Consider the following 21,690-nt stretch of genomic DNA (forward strand, 5'->3'; position numbering starts at 1 on the left):
AACCTCCCGGATGGGCCTCAATATGCATTCGTGAGCGCAGGCAGTCTGTCTACCCTTATGGGTAACGGCCAATGGCCTGCCTCCCGCGTTTAGGATTACCAATGTCAAAGTCTACCTTCCGCCGGGCGTTGCTCGGATCGATCTCCGCTTGTCAAATTCTCGGTCTTTGCCTGGCGCCGATGGCGCGGGCCGAAGAGCTGAAACAATGGCCGCATATCCAGTCGGCAATCCCTGAAGACGCTGCCATGGAAGCGAAGATCAGGGCGATGGTCGCGGGCATGACCCTGCGCCAGAAGATCGGACAGATGACACAGGCGGAAATCAAGGCGGTGACTCCTGACGACGTGCGTAAAAACTATCTCGGCTCGGTGCTCAATGGCGGCGGCTCCTGGCCGTACATGATGAAGCACGCCACCCTGAAGGACTGGGTTGCCATGTCCGACGGTTTTTACGATGCGTCCATGCGGACCGACATGAAGGTCAAGGTACCGCTTCTATGGGGCACGGACGCCGTTCACGGCCACGGTAATGTTATTGGCGCCACGCTTTTCCCGCACAATATCGGATTGGGTGCCGCGCACGATCCGGAACTGATCCGCGAAATCGGCGCCGCGACGGGGCGGGCGGTTCGCGCCACGGGGATCAACTGGGTTTTCGCGCCGACACTTGCGGTCGTCGAAGATCAGCGTTGGGGGCGGACCTATGAAGGCTTTTCCTCCGACCCCCTGTTGGTCAGAGCCTATGCCACCACCTATGTCGAAGGCATGCAGGGCCATTTCTCGAAGGCGGAAAATGTCGTCGGCACCGCTAAACACTATATTGGTGACGGCGGGACCCTGAACGGCAAGGATCAGGGCATGAACGTGTCGCCCGAGGCCAAGCTGATGAATTACCACGCCCAGGGGTATTACGGCGCGCTCGGCGCCGGTGTTCAGACGGTGATGGCATCCTACAGCTCGTGGACCGACGGCCCAAGCGGCAAGGCCTATGGCAAGATGCACGGTAACGAATATCTGCTGACCGAGGTGCTGAAAGGCAAGATGGGCTTTGACGGCTTCGTTATTTCGGATTGGAATGCGGTCGGCCAGATTCCGGGCTGCCTGAACTATCATTGTCCCCAGGCGATCAACGCCGGTGTCGATATGATGATGGTGCCGTTGGAGTGGGATAAGTTCATCGACGCGACGGTGACCGATGTCGAAAGCGGCGCCATCCCGATGTCGCGTATCGATGACGCCGTGACGCGCATCCTGCGCGTTAAAATGCGTGCCGGTATCTTCGGCAAGCGTCCCTCCAGCAATCCCTACGCCGGCAAGGCGTCGGCCATCCAGGCGCGTGACCTGGCTCGCCGGGCCGTGGCGGAATCGCTGGTTCTGCTGAAAAACAACGGCGCTTTGCCCCTCAAAAAGGGCGCGAAGATACTGGTTGTCGGCAAAAGCGCCGACAATCTCGGCAATCAGACGGGCGGCTGGACCATCACCTGGCAGGGCACCGACAATGCCAACAGTGACTTCCCCAACGCCGACAGCATCCTGACCGGGATCAAGGCCGAAGCCGGTGCAGCTAACGTGACCTACAGTGCCGACGCCTCGGGGGTGGATGTCTCCAAATATGATGCAGTCATCGCCGTAATCGGTGAAACGCCCTATGCCGAAACTGCCGGCGATATCACCAACCTGTCGCACACCGCTCGCCATCCCGAAGACGTGAAGGTGCTCCAGGCCGTGTCGGGCAAGGGCAAGCCGGTCATTACGGTGTTTGAGTCCGGCCGCACGGCCTATGCCAATGACCTGATCAACCTGTCCGATGCCTTTGTGGCAGCCTGGTTGCCCGGATCGGAAGGCAAGGGCGTGACCGACGTCCTGTTCGGCGCGAAAGATTTCAAAGGCACCTTGTCGTTCGACTGGCCATCGGCTGCCTGCCCCACACAAAATTCTGGGCCTCTGTTCGCATTGGGTTACGGCCTCAGCTATGCTAAATCGGGCGAGGTCGGGTCCTTGCCCGTGTCTAATCCCGATGGATGCCAATGACACCTTTGAAAAAAGTCGTAATTGTCGGCGGCGGGACGGCCGGCTGGATGGCCGCCGCCTTGCTGTCGAAGCTGACGCGCCAAAAAGCCGGTCAGAAAGATGGCCAGACAGGTGGCCAGCCGTATGAACGGGGGCTCGAGATCGAACTGGTGGAGTCCGAGGACATTGGCACCATCGGCGTCGGCGAGGCCACTATTCCGGCGATCAAGCGGTTCAACCATCTGCTCGAACTCGACGAGAACGACTTTATCCGGGCGACCCAGGCGACGTTCAAGCTGGGGATCGAATTCACGGACTGGGGGCATGTCGGCAACAGCTATATCCACGGATTCGGCAAGATCGGCCAGGATCTGAGCTGGCTGCGTATGCACCAGTACTGGCTGAAGATGCGCGGCACCGGCCAGGTGTCCGATGTTTTCGCCGACTATTCGATCAATACCGCCGCGGCCTATGAAAACCGCTTCATGCGCGCGCGCGACGACATGAAGGCGTCGCCTTTCAACGACATTGCCTATGCCTACCATTTCGATGCCGGGCTGTACGCGCGATACCTGCGCACCTATGCCGAAAAGCTGGGCGTAAAGCGGACCGAAGGGCGGATCGTTACGGTCAATCAGCGTCCCACCGATGGGTTTGTCGAAAGCGTCAGGCTGGAAAGCGGCGCTGTGGTGCCGGGCGACCTTTTCATCGATTGCTCGGGCATGCGCGCCCTGCTGATCGAAGAAACGCTCGGATCGGGGTTCGAGGACTGGAGCCACTGGCTGCCGTGCGACCGCGCCATCGCTGTGCCATGCGGGTTCAAGCCCGCGCAGGCCGTGTCGCGCACGGGCTCTGACGCGCCTGCCCGCCTGCCGAATGCTGAATTGGCGTCCGGATTAACCCCCTACACACGGTCGATTGCGCGTCCGGCGGGCTGGCAGTGGCGCATCCCCTTGCAGCACCGCATCGGCAACGGCCATGTTTTTTCCTCGCGTTTCATGAGCGAGGACGAAGCGACGTCGATCCTGATGGCCAATCTTGATGGTGACGCCCTGGCAGAGCCGCGCGTCATTCGCTTCAAGACCGGCAAGCGCCGCAAGGTCTGGCAAAAGAATGTTGTCGCCGTAGGGTTGGCTTCGGGCTTTATGGAGCCGCTGGAGTCGACCTCGATCCAGATGGTGCAAAGCGCGCTGTTGCGCATCGTCTCGCTGTTTCCGGACATGTCGTTCGCCCAGACACAAATCGATGCCTATAATGCTCAATCCGATTTCGAATATACGCGCATCCGCGATTTCTTGATTGCCCACTACAAGGTCACGACGCGGGAAGACACCGCCATGTGGCGGTTTTGTCGGGACATGGAGGTGCCGGACACGTTGAAGGCGCGGCTCGATCTGTGGCGCCGGGCGGGACGCTATTTCAAGGATGCCGACGAACTGTTCGCCGATGAAAGCTGGATACAGGTGCTCATCGGGCAGGGCTTGATCCCGGATGGCTATGACCCGTTCGTCGATCTCAGGCCAGACGAAGAGGTCATCAAATATCTCAACGACATAAAGACAGTCATCGCCAAATGCGTGGCGGTCATGCCGGCTCACGCCGACTACATAGAGGCCACCTGCAAGGCCTGATCGGAGGAAACCATGCGTCTGTATTCTAATCTCATGATGGCAGTAGCGATCATAGCCCTGCCGCTGGCGGCATATGCCGTGCCGGTGAAAGCCGGGCCCGTCAAGGTGTGGGAAACAGACGCCGATCAGTCCAAGCTGCTGGCGCGGCAGCCGGATGTGTCATTCGCCCCAAAAGGCCGCCACACGGGTGCGGATACGCTTATCGTGGTCGACGGATCGCAATCGTTCCAGACCATGGTGGGGTTCGGCGCATCGATGACGGACGCGTCCGCCTATCTGCTGCAGCAGAAGATGAAATCCGCCGACCGTAATGCCTTGATGGCTGATCTCTTCGGGCCGAAAGGGCTAGGGTTCAGCTTTATGCGCTTGACCGTTGGTGCGTCGGATTTTTCGCGTGACCACTATTCCTATGACGACATGCCAAAGGGCGAGACCGATCCGACGCTGGCAAACTTCTCGATAGCCTATGCCAAAACTGATGTTATACCGAGTGTAAAACGGGCGCTGAAGCTCAACCCCCGGATGACCGTTATGGCGTCGCCCTGGTCCGCGCCTGGGTGGATGAAGACGACCGACAGCTTGGTCCAGGGCGCGCTGAAACCGGAAGCCTATCCGTACTTCGCTGACTATCTGTCGAAATATTTGACCGCCATGCGCGGCGAAGGCATCAATATCAGCCTGCTGACGCTTCAGAACGAACCTGGGTTCGAACCGGATTCCTATCCCGGCATGCGTGTGGACCCGGCGTCGCGGGCCGCCTTTATTGGCGGTTTCCTGGGCCCGAAACTGGCTGCTGGCGGTGGGCGGACCAAGATTCTCGATTACGACCATAATTGGGATCTGCCATCATCACCCCTGACCGTTCTGGCCGACGCCAAGGCAAACCCCTATGTCGCCGGCGTTGCCTGGCATTGCTACGCCGGTGATGTGGCGGCGCAGGGGCCGGTTCATGACGCCTATCCGGACAAGGATGCCTATTTTACGGAATGTTCGGGTGGCCAGTGGGCGGCGGACTTCGCGCCGAACTTCGCCTGGACGGTCAAGAACCTGATCATTGGTTCGACGCGGCACTGGGCCAGGGGCGTGCTGATGTGGAATCTGGCGCTGGATGAAAATTACGGCCCGCACAAGGGCGGGTGCAGCGATTGCCGAGGCATTGTCACCATTAATTCCCAGACCGGCGCGGTGACCCGGAATATCGAATACTATGCGTTCGGCCACGCCTCGAAGTTCGTGCGGCCGGGGGCGGTACGCATCGCATCGACCGAAGCCGACGGGCTATCGAGCGTCGCCTTCCGCAATCCCGACGGGTCGGTGGCGCTGATCGTGCTGAACGGCAATATGCAAACCAAGGCGTTTTCGGTCCGGGCAGACCGGAAGACATTTGGCTATATGCTGCCGGCGTCATCCGTCGCAACCTTCGTCTGGAAACCTTAAACCGACTTAGATATCGACTTGGATATCGTTGGGGGTGAGCCGTACTTGCCTCTTGAAACAATTGGGTCTAGGACACACCTCTTGCGCGGAGGTATTATTAACAGTGGCAGGCGATCCGTATTCCGAATTGGGCGTCAAGCGTGACGCCAGTGATGCTGAAATCCAGAAAGCGTTCCGTAAGCTGGCCAAGGAACTGCATCCCGACACCAACAAGGACAACAAGGTCGCCGAAGAGCGTTTCAAGCGCGTAACGGCCGCCTACGACTTCCTCAAGGATGCCGACAAGCGCAAGAAGTTCGACCGCGGCGAAATCGATGCAGACGGCCGCGAAATCTTCCGCGGTTTCGGTGGTGGCGGTGGTGGCGGACGCGCTGGCGGTTCGCCCTTTGGTGGCGGCGGACGCAGCACGCATTTCGAAGGCATGGACATCGACGACATCATGGGCATGTTCGGGGGCGGTGCCCGGGGCGGATCGCCGTTCGGCGGCGGCTTCGGTGGCGCACGTGAACAAGCGCCGACCAAGGGCAGCGATGTCAAGATCAAGCTCGATATCGACCTGCTCGATACGATTGTTGGCAATACGCGCCGCGTCCTGCTGTCAGACGGCCGCACCCTTGACGTCAATATTCCCAAAGGGTCGCGCGACGGCCAGACTCTGCGCCTGAAGGGCCAGGGATCACCGTCGCCATCCGGGCGCGGCCCTCACGGCGATGCTATGGTCGAGCTTCACTTGAAACCCCATCCTATCTTCCGGTTGGACGGCAACGACCTGCATATGGATTTGTTTGTCTCCCTGCCCGACGCGATCCTGGGCGGCAAGGTTCAGGCGTCTACGCCTGACGGTCCGGTCAGCGTCAATCTGGCCAAGGGGTCCAATTCGGGTGCGATTCTTCGGTTGAAAGGCCGTGGCGCCTATGAAGCCAAGGGCGGGACGCGCGGCGATCTGTTTGCGCACGTCGTTCTGGCCATGCCGGACAAAGGCGTCGAGGGGATACCCGCCGATCTGAAGGCGGATTTCACCGCATTGATGGAACGTTGGCGCGATAAGGGCGGGTACACGCCGACCGTGACGGCGCGTCGCAAATAGGCGGGGCGGCATCTACCGCATTTGCGAAGAAAATATTCGCGTGAGGCGATTATTTATGTCTATGACCGGTTCGTTCAGGTAAGGTTCAGGTCTTCACGCCTATAAACGACGTTATGAAACAGATTGTTCCCCTTCTTTGTCTGGCTGTTGCCGCCGCGCCTTTGGCGCCGGTGAGCGCGTCGGCCCATGATCTGTTGGCCAGCCAAACACCCGCGTCGCACCTGTCCTATCTGGCTCTGACCGAGCCTGCAGTGGTGATAAAGGCGGGCTATGTCCCGCGCAAAGGCGATCGCCAGGATCAGGATGGCCGGCGCAACGGTGGCGATGACCGGGGTGAAAACCGCCGTGACGGTGGCGATGACCGCGGTGAAAACCGCCGTGATGATCGCATGAGTGAAGCCATTGCCGTAGCCTCACGACGGGGTGACTATATCAATGCCTGGCCAGCCGGTGGATCCGTGTTCCGTGTTCGGGTATCCACCCCTCAGGGACGTAAGGACGTCTATGTCGACGTCAATTGCCGCTGCATTGTAAGGGAAGAATAACGTGCGAATCTTGCTTGCCGAAGACGATCCCGATCTGTCGCGTCAATTGAAAGCCTCGCTTTCCGATGCGGGTTACGTGGTTGATCATGCGCCCGATGGCGAGGAAGCCCATTTTCTCGGTGATACGGAACCATACGACTGCATCATTCTCGATCTCGGCCTGCCCAAGATCGACGGCGTATCGGTTCTGGAGCGCTGGCGCCGCGAAGGCAAGACGACGCCTGTCTTGATCCTGACCGCGCGTGGCGCCTGGAGCGACAAGGTGTCGGGCTTCGACGCCGGGGCTGACGACTACCTCACCAAACCGTTTCATACCGAGGAACTTCTGGCCCGTCTGCGCGCCCTGGTTCGTCGCGCCGCCGGCCATGCCCAGCCGATGCTGGTATGCGGTGGCGTACGTCTCGATCCTCGCGCCGCGCGGGCGTCGGTCAATGGTGAGCCTTTGCGGCTGACCTCGCTGGAATACCGTCTCCTGCATTACCTGATGATGCATCAGAATCGGGTCATTTCGCGCACGGAGCTGGTCGAACATCTGTACGATCAGGATTTCGACCGTGATTCCAACACCATCGAAGTCTTTATGGGGCGTCTGCGCAAAAAGATCGGCAATGAACGTATCGAGACGGTACGCGGCCTGGGCTATCGCCTCAAACCGTTGCATGACGAGGTCAGCGATCTGTGACGGACGGGACGGGCGCGACCGACTCCCCCAAGGCTGTCTCTCGCAAAACCGGCGGCGCGGTTCTGCTGCGCCTGTTTCGCCGTCTCACGCGTAAGGATTCCCTTGTCGGCCGCCTCATTCGGCTGGCCAGCGTCTGGTTTATCTTTTCGCTGGTTATAACCGGCATCGCCCTGACCGCCTATTTTCATCAGGCAGCGCTGCAACGCTTCCAGCTTAACGTGAAGCAGATCGCCGACAATCTCTACGCTGACACCGATATAGACCATAGTGGCAAGGTGGTAACGCCGCCCTTCTTCGATACGCGCACCAACCGCGTCTATTCCGGCCTGTACTGGCAGGTGAGCGAAATCGACGCCAAGGGCGCGATCAGCGATGCCGCCCGGTCGCGTTCCCTGTGGAACGAACATATTCCCATTCCCGCGACGACGCTTGGTGAGGCGAAGGCGCGCATCGGGGAAGGGGTCTTCTATGACAGCATCGGGCCGGAAGGCGAACCGTTGCGTGTTGCGGCAGTCTATTCGAAGATCGATGGCCGCGCCTTCGTCTTCCTCGCCGCCGAAGATCGCGCCCCGATGGATAAGGACGTCCGGCGGTTTGCGCTGATCACCGCTGCGGCTTTGATCGTGCTGGCGCTGGGATCGTTGGTCGCCATATTCATCCAGGTCCGCGTGGGCCTGCGTCCGCTGTTCGATCTGACCGACGAAATTGCCCATATCCAGGGCGGCACCCAGCAGCGGCTGCTCAAGTCCTATCCGGCTGAAATAACGCCCGTGGCAACGCAACTCAACGCTTTCCTGGACTATTCTCAGGAAGTGGTGGAACGCCAGCGCATGCATGTCGGCAATTTGGCCCATGCCCTGAAAACGCCCCTGGCCGTATTGATGGCTTCAGCTGGCAGCCAGGACGGGGAGTTGCCCGAAATCATGCGCAAGCAGGCCGAAACCATGCGCGCCCAGGTCGATCATCACCTGCGCCGCGCGCGCGCTGCGGCGCGATCGCAGGCCTTGGGCGAGCGCACACCGGTGGAACCTGTGCTGGATGAACTGGCGGTCATGCTCGAGCAGGTTTTTCAGGACAAGGGCGTCATTATCGACTGGCGCACACCCGACGATCTGGCTTTCCGGGGGGAAAAGCAGGATCTACAGGAAATTGCGGGCAACCTGCTCGAAAATGCTTCGATTTGGTGCCGTAAAAAAGTGCGCATCACCGCGGAATTCAACCCCGTTGACCAGTCGATGAGTCTGGCCATCGAAGATGACGGACCTGGCCTGGACGAGGCGCGTTTCGACGAGGTTCTGAAGCGTGGTGCGCGCCTGGATGAAAGTGTGCCGGGGTCGGGATTAGGGCTGTCGATCGTCGATGAATTGGTCCGCGCCTATGGCGGCACGCTGACGTTCGGCAAGTCGCAAATAGGGGGTTTGAAAGTATTGGCAAAGCTGCCGGCAAACCTCGATGGCGCCGCCGCCTGACGGGTAAAGGTGTTCGCATACCCGTCAGAGAAAATTAACCAGACCATCCTTATGATCAACGCTCTCAAGTCGTTGTAGCTTAAGGTCTTCCAGACACTCATGCCCCTGATCGCCGATAACCGTCTGGCACTGCTCAGAGGTCTTGTAAAGACCTTGCCGCAGACGGCTTTGCGCTCGCTGGAAACCGCGCTTGGGCTGACCAATGACCAGAAGATGGTTGAGGTGCGTGAACTGATCTCCAGCGAGATGGAATGCCGGCACGTCAAGGATGCCGTTTTTGCGCCCTATCTGCCGATGTTTCAGGATCGGGCGGATGGTCTGGAGGGCGTGCAGTTCGAGCGGTGGATCTTGGACAATCTGTGGTCGGCGCTGGAGTCGCGTGAACCCGAACTGCATGCTGAGGCCCGTTATGTCCTGCGTGGTCTTCGCACCGAAGACCCGACGCCCGTCGTTTTTTTTCGTCTCGTAAACGCCGCTGCCGGTATCATCCGCGAAACACCGGAACTGGCGCTTCGACGAAATGCCACGGATGACGACCGTGAAGAGCTGGCTGAATTCGCCAAATATCTCGACCTGCATCGCCTGTCGCGTCAGGTCCTGTCGCGCCTTTACGATTTCATGGGCCGCATCGACGCCGACAAAGCTGCTGCCTTGCGCGTCCTGTTCAAGGATGCAGCGGCGATTGACGAAGAAGGCGGTTACAGGTTTCTTGAAATCATCTTCGCCAACCTGGAAGACGGCGCTCAGATTATTAAATTCGTGGCAACCGTATCCGATCGGCCCAAAGACCGCTTTCTGGCCGAGTCGGAGCTGGCGGATTTCGGCACGCGGATTCTCGACCAGATCGAAAACAGCCTGGTGTCTCTTAAGGCGTTCATGGGCAATCGCAACGCGGCCTGTAATCTGGATGAGGCGGGCGACCGCGTGGCGCTTTGCCTGGCCCAGCTTCAGTCCTTCGGCCATTATATAGAATTGGCGCGCGAAGGGCCGTGGGGCAAACGTGTCGCGGAGGCGCACAAGATCATTTCTGAGTTGGTCGAAACCCAGTTGAAGACGGCTGAACGCTCGGTCGAAGACGTGCTGCCATTCCGCTCCGAACGCATCTATGGCCGCATCAAGAGAGAAGTGCCGGACTTCACCAAGACCTTGCCGGCGGAAGCGGTGGCGAAGGCGCGTCAGACGCTCGTCTTCATGCGCAAAATCCGCAATATAGCCAATGCCGGCGGGTTTGCTGCCCTGCATAGCAAGGTCGCGCAGGCCATCGAGATACGTCTCGACGCCTATTTCACCGAGTTGCTGGCCCTGGCCAATGGCGAGGATCCATTCGATACCGAACAACTGTTTGGCCTTTTCGAATTGGTTTCCGATCTGATGCAGGCCTTGTGCGGCGAAGACAAGGGTGCCGTGGCGCGTCGCCGCATGGCGTCGTCCAATCTGTTCAATCCATCCAAATCCCCTGCCTGACGGCCTTTGCAGCCGTATTGGGCTAAGTCATAACGTCGCGGCCGCCAAAACGCCCCTTCACTTTGGCCGGAAATGGTCTATGTGAAACGCGATGATCGTACTCGCCCTGACCTGCGTGTTTATCTGCGCCGTGCTGATCGCGCTGGCGGCGATATGGCAGCGCGTTCGCAGCTCACCGCCGCAATTGGCGCAGGAAACGTCACTTTATGCCGGCTTCATGGCCGATGTTGACAGGCGCCTGGCGGCCGGAGACATCGACGCCGACCAGGCGCGGGAGGAACGCGCCGAAGCCGGTCGTGCCCTACTTAAAGCCAGTGACCGGGCTGAGACCACCGGCAATATGAAGCCATTGCACGGTTATATCGCTCTGGGCCTCGTGGCCGTGGCCAGCGCCTGGCTCTATCTGTTTATCGGTCATCCTAAGCTGGCAGATCAGCCCTACAAGCAACGCCTCGCCACCTGGACGCGCCTGGCGCAGAGCCAGCCCGACAGTTTGCCGCCCAAGGCCATGGCAGCCGTCCTGCGTCAGGGAGAGCATGACCACGCAAAGGAGGTCGATTACTGGCTGTTCCTCGGTCGTATCGACATGCTGGCAGGTAATAATTACCAAGGAGCACAGGATTATCAAAAGGCGCGGGAACTGGCGCCGCAAACCTTTACCGCCTGGTCGGAACTGGGCGAAGCCCTGACCTTTGTCGGCGGCGGGGTCAGTGGTCCCGATGCCAAGGCCGCGTTCCAGAACGCGCTTAAACTGAATGCGAAGGACCCGCGCGCGCACTATTATCTCGGTCAGCAGGCGATAAGCGACGGTGATTACGAAACTGCCCGCAGTCACCTGACGGCCGCTCTGTCGGCCATGGCGCCGAACGATGTCAGCCGTCGGCAGGTTCAGGACGCATTGGACAGTATCGCCCCGGCCGAGGCGGCGGCCCAGGCCATGAGCGCGCGGATTTCAGGCATGGTCGCCGGCCTGGAAGGCCAGCTTCAAGCCAATCCGGAAAATCCCGATGGCTGGGCGCGGCTGCTGCGGTCATACGATGTGCTGGGCGATCGGCAAAAACGTGCGGCGGCTCAGGCGGCAATGCAGAGCCATTATGCCAAGAGACCCGATGTGATCGCCGATATTCTGACCCGGGCGCAGACGCGGGTCGGATCGGAAGGGGAGGCGAAATAGTGGGTTGGTTGCCAAAGTCCGTCAAGGCCCGTCGCCGTCTCGTCATCTTCCTGATCGCTGCGCCAGTCTTTATCGCCGCCGTCGCCCTCAGCCTGTATGCGCTGAAGGGCACCGTTGTCTATTTTTACACCCCGGCCCAATGGATCGAGGCGCGGGTGCCAGTTGGCAAGACGGTGCGGCTGGGTGGCCTGGTCAAGCCCGGTAGCGTCGTCAAAACGCCCGACGGGGCGACCGCCTTCGTTGTGCAGGACAAGCTGAAAGAGGTTTCGGTGGTGTATCGCGGCAATCTGCCCGACCTGTTCCGTGAAGGGCAAGGCGTGGTATGCGAGGGCGAGGTGACCGGCGTCACGGCCCTGCGCGCTACCCAGGTTCTGGCCAAGCACGACGAGAAATACATTCCGAAGAACGTCCAGAAAGAGCTGGAAAAGCAGGGCGAATGGCGTCCGGATTCGGGCATGGACAAACCAAAGCCGGTGCAGAAACCTTTCGCATGACCCATATCGATGAAATCGGCAATTATTGTTTGGGTCTCGCCTTCTGCTTTTCGTTGGCGCAGGCTGGTTTTGTGCTGGCTGGCCGCGGACGCGGCGGTATTGCCCGCTACGCCGAAGGCGCATCTCTGGCCGCGGCCCTGGCCATTGCGCTCAGCTTCGCCATCCTGATTTTTGCCTTTGTCCGTTCCGACTTTTCGGTGGTCAATGTCTATGAGCATTCCCATACGGACAAGCCTTTGCTGTACAAGATTTCCGGCGCATGGGGCTCGCACGAAGGCTCGATGCTTTTGTGGTGTACCATTCTGCTGGTCTATGGCGCGGCGATTACGGTGAAGGGGCGGCATCTGCCGGAAAGCCTGAAGCTGAAAGCCTTGGGCGTGCAGGGCCTGCTGGGCGCCGCTTTTGTCGGTTTTACCCTGTTCAGTTCCAACCCCCTTGGACGGCTGGAGGACGCGCCGCTGCAAGGGCAGTCGCTGAACCCAGCCTTGCAGGACCCGGCGCTGGCCTTCCATCCGCCGATGCTCTATCTCGGCTATGTCGGCATGTCGGTCGTCTTTTCGTTCGCTGTCGCGGCCCTTATCGAGGGGCGACTTGATCGGGCGTGGGCGCGCTGGATAAGGCCGTGGGTGCTACTGGCCTGGAGTTGCCTGACCGTCGGGATTACGCTCGGTGCCTTCTGGGCCTATTATGAGCTGGGCTGGGGCGGCTGGTGGGCCTGGGACCCCGTCGAAAACGCCTCCTTCATGCCGTGGCTTGCGGCGACCGCCTTGCTGCATTCGGCCATAGTGATGGAAAAGCGCGACAGCCTGAAGGCGTGGACGGTGTTTCTCGGTCTGCTTGCCTTCACCTTCTCGATGATGGGGGCGTTTCTGGTCCGGTCGGGGCTTCTTACCTCCGTTCATGCCTTCGCCGTCGACCCGCAGCGCGGCATATTGCTGGCGGCCATTCTGTTGATCACGGCCGGCAGCGGTTTCGCCCTGTTTGCCCTGCGTGCGCCGACCCTGGCCCCCGGTGGCCTGTTCGCTCCGGTGTCGCGTGAAGCCACCCTGGTGCTCAACAACCTGCTGATATCGGCTGCTTTGTGTTCCGTGTTCCTTGGGACGCTGTACCCCATCCTGATGCAGGCCCTGTTCGACAAGACCATGTCGGTCGGTGCGCCCTATTACCTGCTGGTCTTCGGGCCGATCATGATTGCGGCCCTGCTGATCGTGCCGATTTCCGGGCTCATGTCATGGAAGCGCGGCGACCTTAAGGGCGTAATGCAGCGGCTGGCCGTCGCGTTCGGTGTATCCGTGCTGGCGGCGGCGATCGGTCTGCTGTTTCACAAGGGCCCAACCGTGCTGAGCAGCGTGGAGTTCTTCGTGGGTCTGCTGGTCGGTTTCTGGCTGATTTTCGGCTCCTTTAAGCTGCTTGCCGAACGGATCGATTTTAACTGGAAGGCTATGCCAAATTGGCGGCGTCTGGTCGGTTTGCCGCTGGCGACCTGGGGCATGATCCTGGCGCATATCGGTTTGGGGGTCTTTGTTCTGGGCGCTGTCACGGAGACGCATCAGAAGCTAAGTGTCATGCAGTCGGTTTCGCCAGGCGATACCTTGCATCTGGGGCGTTACGATATGACGTTTACGGGTCTGTATACGCAGCCGGGCGCCAACTATGATGCCCAAGGCGGTGTTTTCGATATCGCGTCGAACGGCCGCAAGGTGTGCGAAGCGCGCCCGCAGCGCCGGTTCTATCCGGCGTCTAACCAAGTCCAAAGCAAGGTGGCGCTGTGCTTCACGCCCCTGGATGACCTGTATGTCGTCATGGCTGAGCCACAGCTTCAACCGGATGGCAAGGCATCGTGGCAGGTGCGGTTCTTTTATAACCCTTGGGTGCGGCTGATCTTCTTTGGCCCATTGTTGATGGCTCTAGGCGGCCTTCTGAGCCTATGTGATCGTCGCCTGCGCCTGGGGATCGCCCAAAGGGCGGACAAGGCGGTAAAAGGATGATGCGGGACGCGAACCGATACGGGCGCATCGGCGCCATTTGTCTTTTGATCGCGTGGCTGTCGATTGGAACGGCGCTTGCAGCACCCGTCGCCGAACCCGACCCCGCCCGTGAGGCCCGGGCCCATCGTCTTTTCACGGAAGTCCGCTGTGTTCAGTGCCAGAGCGAAAGTATTGCTGATTCCGACGCCGACATCGCCGGCGACATGCGCCGCGAAATCCGGGCTGACATCGCCGCCGGCAAAACGGATGGGCAGATTCGCCAAGAACTGTTCGATCACTATGGCGATTATGTTCTTTTTCGGCCGAGATTGTCACTCGGCAACGTGGCCTTATGGCTGATTCCGCCGCTCATTGTCCTGATTGGTGCCATTTTTCTCGTATTTTCGAATAAAAATCGTTCGAAATCAAAAGATTATGACTTAACTGACGAAGAAGAGAAGAAACTCAAGGCGTTGCTGAAAAAACGCGATTGATGTCACGATTTTGCCTCACCGGTTTGGTTACAGTGGGGGTGAAAACAATATTTGGCGTTTCTTATTGTATTCGGCGGATGATACGCTCAAATATCTGATGAAACACGCTTTCTGAATTTAAAGGTAAAATTATGGGGAATTGGAATTTCAAGGCCTTGCTTAAGAACCGTTCCGCCATTGGTGGCGCAGTTGCAGGCCTGGTCCTGGGCGCGGGTGTCGCCGGCGCAGCCATCACGGGTTTCGGTGATCACCGAAACGGGTATGATGGCGCCTCTCTGATCAAGACTGCCGACTTGACCCCGGTCAAGCCACCGGTTGGCGCGCCAATGTCGTTTGCCGACCTGATCCAGCGCGTATCGCCGGCTGTGGTCTCGATTGAAACCCGCGGCAAGATGAAGATCGATACCGGCATTCCATCTCTGCCCGGGTTCAGCTTCCCCGGTCAGGAAGACGGCAAGCAGCGCGAGCAGGAAGTGCGCGGCGCCGGTTCCGGGTTCTTCGTGTCGGCGGACGGCTTTGTCGTCACCAACAATCACGTCATTGACGGTGCCGACGAAATCATCGTCAAGCTGACCAATGACAAGGAATTGCCGGCCAAGGTCATCGGCCGCGACGTCGGCACCGACCTTGCGGTCCTGAAGGTCGAAGGCAACGATTTCCCGTTCGTGCGCTGGGAGCTTGAAAAGCAGCCGCGCGTCGGTGACTGGGTCATCGCCGTCGGCAATCCGTTTAACTTCTCCAACACCGCTACGGCGGGCATCGTTTCGGCCTATGGTCGTGACCTGCGCGATTCAAGCGGCGGTCCGGATTACACCGACTACCTGCAGATCGATGCGGCGATCAACAGAGGTAATTCCGGCGGTCCGACCTTCGACCTCTACGGCAAGGTGATCGGTGTCAATACCGCCATCGTCACGCCGTCTGGCGCCAATGCGGGGGTCGGGTTCGCGATCCCGGCCGATGTGGCCTACAAGATTACCACCCAACTCATGAAGGGCCAGACGATTGCCCGCGGCTATATCGGTATCCTGATCCAGCCTGTCACCAAGGAAAATGCCGAGGCCCTCGGTATCACCGACCTGACCGGTGCCTATGTCACCGAGACGACGCAAGGTGGACCCGCCGATAAGGCCGGCCTCGACATTGGCGATATCGTCAAGTCGGTGAACGGCGCGTCCGTCAAGAGCCCGACTGAGCTTACCCGCCGTATTGCCGACGTTAAGGTCGGTGAAAAGGTCAAGCTGGGCGTGCTGCGCAACGGCAAGATCGTCGATGTCACTGTGACGGCGGCATTGCGTCCGTCTGAGGAAGAGCTCAACAAGGGCATTAACGGCTTGGGTGGCTCTGACGACAGCTCATCCGGTAGCGCGTCGAGCGGTACGCCTGTTATCGGCCTGTCGGTCAAGGCGATTACGCCGGACGTTCGTCGTGACTTCGGTATAGGTGCCGATGTCAAGGGCGTGGTGATTACCGATCTCGACAGCAATTCGGATGCGGCTCAAAAGGGCCTCAAGCCGGGTGATGTGATCGTGCGCGCCGACAACAAGCCGGTGGCAACACAAGGCGAGTTTTCCGCGATCATCGATGGTTTCAAGAAGGCCGGGCGGCCGAGCATCCTGCTTATGGTCAACCGCGATGGCCGCAACGTGGCCCTGCCGTTATCGCTTAAGGATACGGCCAGCGCCAAGAAGTAAAATTTCAGACAGACGACATAAGGCCCGCCAGCAATGGCGGGCTTTTTTTGTTTTACGATCGTCCGTGTTCGGTTGCCGCGGCCTCTATTGATTGACAATTTTTAAGAGGAAAAGGGTAGTCGCGCGTGATATGACCTGTTCATTGCAACCAAGCGAGAGTCGAGAATGAACGTCCTGATCGTTGAAGATGATGCCGAAGCCGCCCTCAACATGCAGCGCGGCCTGAAGGACGCCGGTATCGAGGCGCGCCTGGCCGGCGACGGCGAGCAGGGTCTTCGGGCGGTCAAGGATGAGATGCCAGACGTCATCATCCTGGATCGCATGATGCCCGTTATGGATGGGGTCAGCATGTTGACGCAACTGCGTTCGGAAGGCGCTGATGTCCCGGTGCTTTTCCTGTCGGCGCTTGGCGAATTGGAAGACCGCGTATCGGGTTTGCGTGCCGGCGCCGACGACTATCTGGTCAAGCCCTATGCCCTGTCGGAACTGGTGGCGCGCGTCGAAGCGCTCAGCCGTCGCAAGGAAAAGGATCAGGTCGAAACCATCCTGCGGGTTGGCGATCTGGAAATGAACCTGATCTCGCGTGTCGTGAAGCGCCAAAGCAAGATCATCGACCTGCAACCGCGTGAGTTCCAGCTGCTCGAATTCCTCATGCGCCACGTTGGCCAAAGCGTCACCCGCACCATGCTGCTGGAAAAGGTCTGGGCCTATCATTTCGACCCTCAGACCAATGTGATCGACGTGCATATTTCGCGCCTGCGCTCCAAGCTGGACAAGGATTTCGACCGCCCCATGCTGCATACGGTCCGCGGCGAAGGCTATCAGTTGAAGGCCTGACCTTCGGTCAGGCCGTATGCGCGTTCAATCGCCACGCAGGCTTTCCTCGCAACGGCTCGGGCGCGCAGTCGCGCTTTGAAATGAGTGAACTTTATGAGTGACGAACCCGCGCGAGACCCCCGCAAGGACATGATCGATGCCATCTGGCGCCGGGTCGATGCGCTTGCCATCCTGCGTCCCAACTTCTTCCGCCAGACGCCGTTTCGCCTGACCTTAGTCTTCCTGTGCGTCTATGTGTTCGTTGCCGCTCTGGTCTTCGGCTACATTTATCTGGCGACCTCGACGGAATCGCGGGCCTGGGGCAATAGCTCGATCGACGCGCGTATCAAGAGTCTTCAGGATCTCGACGCACGCGAAGGTCACGCCGCCGTCGTCGCCAAGATCCTGGGGGACGACGCGGTAGAGTGGGTCTTCGCCAAAGGGGTGTTTGATGGATCCGGTCAGGTGCTGGCGCAGAACACGCGCGCCCGCATGGAGGGCCGTAATCTGCCCGACACGGTGATCAAGGCGGGCCTGAAGGAGGTCAATTCGGGCAATCCGATGACCTCTCTCAATTTCTTTTCGCCGTCTCCGAATGACCCGAGCGGCTGTTGCCGGTTCCAGGGGCGAATCCTGCGCCTGGACGATAACTTCTTCATCTATGTCGCCATGGACATGTCATGGGCCGATCACGGCTTCCAGCAGGAAATCAAGGCGGTGGCGGGCGGTGGGCTACTGGTTGTTATCCTCGGCCTGTTCGCCGGCACGCTCATAAACCAGGAGGTCACACGTTCGGTGGCGCGGGTAACGAGCGTGCTGGAACGGGTACAGGAAGGCGACTTGCGCGCCCGCATTGTGGTGCGCGATTCGGGCGACGAATTCGATGCCCTGTCCATGCGCATCAACCAGACGCTCGACCGCATGGAAAAGACGATGGGCAATCTGAAATATGCCGGTGACGCCATCGCGCACGACCTGCGCTCGCCGCTGTCGCGCCTGCGGACCAAGCTGGAAGTGTCCTTGCTTGACGTCGACAAGGACCCGTCCAAGGCGCATGATGCCCTGGTCAAGGCGCTCGAAGAAACGGGTCAGCTTCTGCGCACCTTCCAGACGGTGTTTTCCATGTCGCGCCTGCAGGCGCAGGGCCAGGCGCCGGATCAGGTCGTTTTTTCCGCGACTGAGCTGGCCGAGGACATGGCTGAGCTGTTCGAGGCGGTGGCTTCGGACAAGGGTCTGGAGTTCGATTTCGAGATCGACAAGAATATCCGTGCCCTGGGCAATCGTGATTTCCTGGCCCAGGCCCTGTCCAACCTGCTCGACAACGCCATCAAATATACACCCGTACCCGGCGGTGTGACCTTCCGCATGCGCCACACCTCGCAGCGTGAAATCGAATTTTCGATCACCGACACCGGGCCTGGCGTGCCCGAAAAAGACCGTGCCCGTATTTCCGAACGCTTCGTGCGTCTGGAAAATTCGCGCACACTGCCGGGCGTCGGGCTTGGACTGGCCATGGTCGAAGCCGTTGCCGTGGCGCACAAGGGACGGCTGGTGATTTCAGAAGGTCCGGGTGTTTTCGACGGTCAGGGACCGGGACTGCGTACCGCGCTTGTCCTGCCGCCGGTAGCCGGATAGGGCTCAAGACAGCTTTTCCCCAGCCGCATTCCCCCTACGGGCCTGCATAAACCCATTACCGGCTTTGTATTGTCGGCGATTCAGGGTTAAAGATGTAGGACAAAAGAGGCAGGGACTGTACTTCTACCCACATGGCTGACGTTTTATTCTCCTCACTGGTCGATCGGCTGCATCCGTGCGGACCGGTTCTGAACGCCGGCGCGGCGGATTATGTCTTCGAGACCCTTTATGAGGTCGCCAATGCCGAGGGCTGGCGCGACGTCCTGCAACAGGCCGAAGCCGCCCTGCGTCCCGTCGTGGCGGCGTCACCCTATCTGGCGGGCCTCATGCGTCGGGATCCCCAGCGTCTGCGTGAAACCCTGATTAGCGCACCCGAGGCACGCCTGAAGGCCGTTCTCCTGGCCACCGAGGCGCTAGAGGTTCAGGCTGCGACCGTCGATGTGCTGGACATTCCGGCAGCGAAGAAGGTCCTGCGCCATCTCAAGGCCGATACACATCTGCTGACCGCCCTGGCCGACCTGGGCGGGGTCTGGTCGCTTGATCATGTCACGGCCGCTCTGACGCGCTTCGCTGATGCCGTGACGGCCGCGGCGCTGGCGCTCGTGGTGCGCGAAGAGCGCGACAAGGGCCGCCTGACCGCCAATGCCCCTGACGAGCGCGGAATTCTGCCTGGGCTTTTCGTTCTGGCCATGGGTAAGCACGGCGCCGGCGAACTGAACTATTCCTCCGATATCGATATCACCTTCTTCTGCGATCTGGAGCGCCTGCCGATCAACGATATCGTCGATCCGCAGACCTTTGCCGACCGCGTGGCGCGCGGCGTTTCCACGCTTCTCAGCGAACGCACAGGCGACGGCTATGTCTTTCGGGTCGATCTGCGTCTGCGGCCCGATCCGTCCTCAACGCCGACCGTGGTCAGTGTCCCTTTCGCGCTCAACTATTATGAAAGCGTCGGCCAGAACTGGGAACGCGCCGCCTTTATCAAGGCTCGCCACGTCGCCGGCGATCCGGTCGAGGCCCGGCAGTTCATGCAGGACCTGTCGCCTTTCATCTGGCGGCGCAGCCTGGACTATCCGGCCATAGCCGATGTCCATTCGATAAAGCGCCAGATTCATGTCTACAAAGTCGATGACCGGCTGGATGCCGCCGGAGCCAATCTCAAGCTCGGCGCGGGCGGCATTCGCGAAATCGAATTTTTTGCCCAGACCCAGCAGCTTATCCTCGGCGGACGCGACCCGTCATTGCGGTCGAAACGGACGCTCGATGCTCTCGATGCCTTGCGCCGCGCCGGCCATCTGGCCCCGGCTGTCGCCAAGGAATTGAAACAGGCCTATATTCGTCTGCGCGATTGGGAACACCGCGTCCAGATGATCCAGGACGAACAGACCCATGAGCTGCCGGAAAACGAGGACGACCGCATGCGCGTGGCGGTGCTGTCCGGCTTTTCCAACCTGTCGCGCTTCGATCTGGCCGTGTCGCGGACCCTGCGTCTGGTCAACAGTCACTACGGTGAGCTGTTTTCGGAATCCGAACCCTTGTCGTCCTCATTCGGCTCCCTGGTCTTTACGGGGGTGGAGGATGACCCGGAAACGATCAAGACCTTGCAGCGAATGGGCTTTGAAAACCCGGAGCAGGTGGCCGCCACCATCCGGTCCTGGCACCATGGCCGTATCCCGGCGACGCGCTCGGAACGCGGTCGTGAACTCTTTACCCGACTGGTGCCGCGTCTGCTCGAAGCGCTGAATGAAACCGGCACGCCGTCCATCGCGTTTAACCGCTTCGCCTCTTTTTTCTCCACCCTGAATGCTGGGGTGCAGATTCAGTCCCTGTTCCTGGCCAATCCGAAACTGTTCCATTCGATCGTCGAGATCATGGGATTTTCCCCTCGGTTGGCCCAGATGCTGGCCCGCCACCCGACCTCCTTTGATGCCATGCTGGACGCGGGCTTCTTCGATCCGCTGGGCGAGGAACTGGATGAACTGGTGCGTCGCGAAGTCGAACGCGTGCCGGACGATCTCGAAGCGGTGATGAATGCCCTTCGCCGCATCGGCCGCGAGCAGCAGTTCCGCATCGGCATGCAGATCCTAAACGGCCGTCTGTCGACCGAAGCCGCCGGGGCAGCCTATGCGCGCCTGGCGGATGCCTGTGTCCGTCACCTGGCGCCCCTGGCGCACCAGGATATTGTCCGGCAAGCGGGGCGTCTCGACGGCCATGTGGCGATCCTGGCCCTGGGCAAGCTCGGGTCTCAGGAAATGACGGCGACCTCCGACCTGGACCTGATGGCCATCTATCTGCCTGAGGACCCCTCCAGCGTCTCGACGGTCAAGGGGTGGGCGGCGGAAACGTGGTTCGGACGTTTTACCCAAAGGCTGATTTCGGCCTTGTCGGCACCGACCCACGAAGGCACGCTTTACGAAATCGACATGAAGTTGCGGCCGACCGGCGCCAAGGGACCTGTGGCGGTGTCTCTGGCCGCCTTCGAGAACTATTACACCAAGGATGCCGATACCTGGGAATTCCAGGCGCTGACGCGCGGCCGTGTTGTCTGGTCGTCGTCCAGCGATTTTGCCGACCTGGTCAAGCTGAAGGTCGAAACCATTCTGCGCCGCCAGCGCTCGACGGCACAAACCGCGCTCGACGTTCTGGCCATGCGCGCCCTCATGGAAAAGGAACGGCCGGCCAAATCCTTCTGGGATTTCAAACTGTCGGTCGGTGGTCAGGTGGATGCTGAATTCGCCGCGCAATATCTGCAACTGATCCATGCCGAAGCGGGCGGGCCGTTGCGTGTCGGCACGTTGGCCGCGCTGTCAACCATGTCACGGGCCGGTCTGGCCCCGGCGGCGGAGATCGAGGCCCTGAGCGTCGCGTGGCGGGTTCAGCAGTCGCTGGCCCAGGTCATGCGGGTTTCGCTGACGGCGCAGGATGACCCGAACCACGAGCCCGAAGCTTTCCAACGCAAGCTGGCGCGCGCCGTGCACACGCGCAGGCTCGATACGCTGGAGAAAAAGTTGCGCGATATTCGCAAGCGGGCGAGGGCGGCATTCGAGACAATCGTCAGGCCCAGCGACGGATAAAGGATGGTTCTACGTGAA

Annotated in this window: 16 protein-coding genes; all 16 read left to right on the forward strand. The window is 60.1% G+C overall.

Annotated elements, in window-relative coordinates; all coding sequences use genetic code 11:
• Nucleotides 1-101: 101 nt before the first annotated feature.
• The 16 genes from RCJ00_RS13665 to RCJ00_RS13740 all read left to right on the forward strand — a co-directional run bounded on the left by RCJ00_RS13665 (nucleotide 102) and on the right by RCJ00_RS13740 (nucleotide 21,672).
• Nucleotides 102-2,030: a glycoside hydrolase family 3 protein gene (locus RCJ00_RS13665; RefSeq protein ID WP_316222601.1), complete on the forward strand. Its 1,929-nt coding sequence runs from the start codon at nucleotides 102-104 to the stop codon at nucleotides 2,028-2,030.
• Nucleotides 2,027-3,640, forward strand: a complete 1,614-nt coding sequence (locus tag RCJ00_RS13670; RefSeq protein ID WP_316222602.1) for a tryptophan halogenase family protein — start codon at nucleotides 2,027-2,029, stop codon at nucleotides 3,638-3,640. The genes RCJ00_RS13665 and RCJ00_RS13670 overlap by 4 nt, the downstream gene beginning before the upstream one ends.
• A gap of 12 nt (nucleotides 3,641-3,652) precedes the next feature.
• On the forward strand, nucleotides 3,653-5,077 hold the full coding sequence (locus RCJ00_RS13675; RefSeq protein WP_316222603.1) for a glycoside hydrolase family 30 protein: 1,425 nt from the start codon (nucleotides 3,653-3,655) through the stop codon (nucleotides 5,075-5,077).
• Between the two features lie 103 nt (nucleotides 5,078-5,180).
• Complete coding sequence (locus tag RCJ00_RS13680; RefSeq protein WP_316222604.1) at nucleotides 5,181-6,164, forward strand: DnaJ C-terminal domain-containing protein; 984 nt, start codon at nucleotides 5,181-5,183, stop codon at nucleotides 6,162-6,164.
• Between the two features lie 113 nt (nucleotides 6,165-6,277).
• A complete protein-coding gene (locus RCJ00_RS13685) occupies nucleotides 6,278-6,709 on the forward strand; it encodes a hypothetical protein (RefSeq protein ID WP_316222605.1) in 432 nt (143 codons plus the stop codon).
• A gap of 1 nt (nucleotide 6,710) precedes the next feature.
• Nucleotides 6,711-7,391, forward strand: coding sequence for a response regulator transcription factor (locus tag RCJ00_RS13690; RefSeq protein ID WP_023456544.1), 681 nt, complete (start codon nucleotides 6,711-6,713; stop codon nucleotides 7,389-7,391).
• A gap of 65 nt (nucleotides 7,392-7,456) precedes the next feature.
• On the forward strand, nucleotides 7,457-8,860 hold the full coding sequence (locus RCJ00_RS13695) for an ATP-binding protein (RefSeq protein WP_411267548.1): 1,404 nt from the start codon (nucleotides 7,457-7,459) through the stop codon (nucleotides 8,858-8,860).
• A gap of 99 nt (nucleotides 8,861-8,959) precedes the next feature.
• Complete coding sequence (locus RCJ00_RS13700; RefSeq protein WP_316222606.1) at nucleotides 8,960-10,324, forward strand: hypothetical protein; 1,365 nt, start codon at nucleotides 8,960-8,962, stop codon at nucleotides 10,322-10,324.
• Nucleotides 10,325-10,415: 91 nt separating this feature from the next.
• Nucleotides 10,416-11,498 carry a c-type cytochrome biogenesis protein CcmI gene (gene ccmI / locus RCJ00_RS13705; protein ID WP_316222607.1) on the forward strand — a complete coding sequence of 361 codons (1,083 nt, stop codon included), beginning with the start codon at nucleotides 10,416-10,418 and terminating at the stop codon, nucleotides 11,496-11,498.
• Nucleotides 11,498-11,992, forward strand: coding sequence for a cytochrome c maturation protein CcmE (ccmE, locus tag RCJ00_RS13710; protein ID WP_316222608.1), 495 nt, complete (start codon nucleotides 11,498-11,500; stop codon nucleotides 11,990-11,992). Before ccmI ends, ccmE begins: the two co-directional genes overlap by 1 nt.
• On the forward strand, nucleotides 11,989-13,980 hold the full coding sequence (locus RCJ00_RS13715; RefSeq protein ID WP_316222609.1) for a heme lyase CcmF/NrfE family subunit: 1,992 nt from the start codon (nucleotides 11,989-11,991) through the stop codon (nucleotides 13,978-13,980). The genes ccmE and RCJ00_RS13715 overlap by 4 nt, the downstream gene beginning before the upstream one ends.
• Nucleotides 13,977-14,453, forward strand: coding sequence for a cytochrome c-type biogenesis protein (locus RCJ00_RS13720; protein ID WP_316222610.1), 477 nt, complete (start codon nucleotides 13,977-13,979; stop codon nucleotides 14,451-14,453). Before RCJ00_RS13715 ends, RCJ00_RS13720 begins: the two co-directional genes overlap by 4 nt.
• Nucleotides 14,454-14,584: 131 nt before the next feature.
• The gene (locus RCJ00_RS13725) at nucleotides 14,585-16,147 is read left to right on the forward strand and encodes a Do family serine endopeptidase (RefSeq protein ID WP_316222611.1); all 1,563 of its coding nucleotides are present in this window, start codon (nucleotides 14,585-14,587) and stop codon (nucleotides 16,145-16,147) included.
• A 165-nt stretch (nucleotides 16,148-16,312) separates the two neighbouring features.
• Nucleotides 16,313-16,984 carry a response regulator transcription factor gene (locus tag RCJ00_RS13730; RefSeq protein ID WP_023456552.1) on the forward strand — a complete coding sequence of 224 codons (672 nt, stop codon included), beginning with the start codon at nucleotides 16,313-16,315 and terminating at the stop codon, nucleotides 16,982-16,984.
• A 93-nt stretch (nucleotides 16,985-17,077) separates the two neighbouring features.
• Nucleotides 17,078-18,598, forward strand: coding sequence for a sensor histidine kinase (locus RCJ00_RS13735; RefSeq protein ID WP_316222612.1), 1,521 nt, complete (start codon nucleotides 17,078-17,080; stop codon nucleotides 18,596-18,598).
• Nucleotides 18,599-18,729: 131 nt separating this feature from the next.
• Nucleotides 18,730-21,672 (forward strand): bifunctional [glutamine synthetase] adenylyltransferase/[glutamine synthetase]-adenylyl-L-tyrosine phosphorylase, encoded by a 2,943-nt coding sequence (locus RCJ00_RS13740; protein WP_316222613.1) that lies wholly within the window; start codon nucleotides 18,730-18,732, stop codon nucleotides 21,670-21,672.
• Nucleotides 21,673-21,690: the final 18 nt, after the last annotated feature.

The sequence above is a fragment of the Asticcacaulis aquihabitans genome (assembly GCF_032490435.1).
In the GTDB taxonomy this organism is placed as follows: Bacteria; Pseudomonadota; Alphaproteobacteria; order Caulobacterales; family Caulobacteraceae; genus Asticcacaulis.

Coding starts and splice junctions, on each gene's coding strand:
- RCJ00_RS13665 (WP_316222601.1), top strand. CDS start 102: ATGTCAAAGTCTACCTTCCGCCGGGCGTTGCTCGGATCGATCTCCGCT.
- RCJ00_RS13670 (WP_316222602.1), top strand. CDS start 2,027: ATGACACCTTTGAAAAAAGTCGTAATTGTCGGCGGCGGGACGGCCGGC.
- RCJ00_RS13675 (WP_316222603.1), top strand. CDS start 3,653: ATGCGTCTGTATTCTAATCTCATGATGGCAGTAGCGATCATAGCCCTG.
- RCJ00_RS13685 (WP_316222605.1), top strand. CDS start 6,278: ATGAAACAGATTGTTCCCCTTCTTTGTCTGGCTGTTGCCGCCGCGCCT.
- RCJ00_RS13700 (WP_316222606.1), top strand. CDS start 8,960: ATGCCCCTGATCGCCGATAACCGTCTGGCACTGCTCAGAGGTCTTGTA.
- ccmI (WP_316222607.1), top strand. CDS start 10,416: ATGATCGTACTCGCCCTGACCTGCGTGTTTATCTGCGCCGTGCTGATC.
- RCJ00_RS13715 (WP_316222609.1), top strand. CDS start 11,989: ATGACCCATATCGATGAAATCGGCAATTATTGTTTGGGTCTCGCCTTC.
- RCJ00_RS13720 (WP_316222610.1), top strand. CDS start 13,977: ATGATGCGGGACGCGAACCGATACGGGCGCATCGGCGCCATTTGTCTT.
- RCJ00_RS13725 (WP_316222611.1), top strand. CDS start 14,585: ATGGGGAATTGGAATTTCAAGGCCTTGCTTAAGAACCGTTCCGCCATT.
- RCJ00_RS13730 (WP_023456552.1), top strand. CDS start 16,313: ATGAACGTCCTGATCGTTGAAGATGATGCCGAAGCCGCCCTCAACATG.
- RCJ00_RS13735 (WP_316222612.1), top strand. CDS start 17,078: ATGAGTGACGAACCCGCGCGAGACCCCCGCAAGGACATGATCGATGCC.
- RCJ00_RS13740 (WP_316222613.1), top strand. CDS start 18,730: ATGGCTGACGTTTTATTCTCCTCACTGGTCGATCGGCTGCATCCGTGC.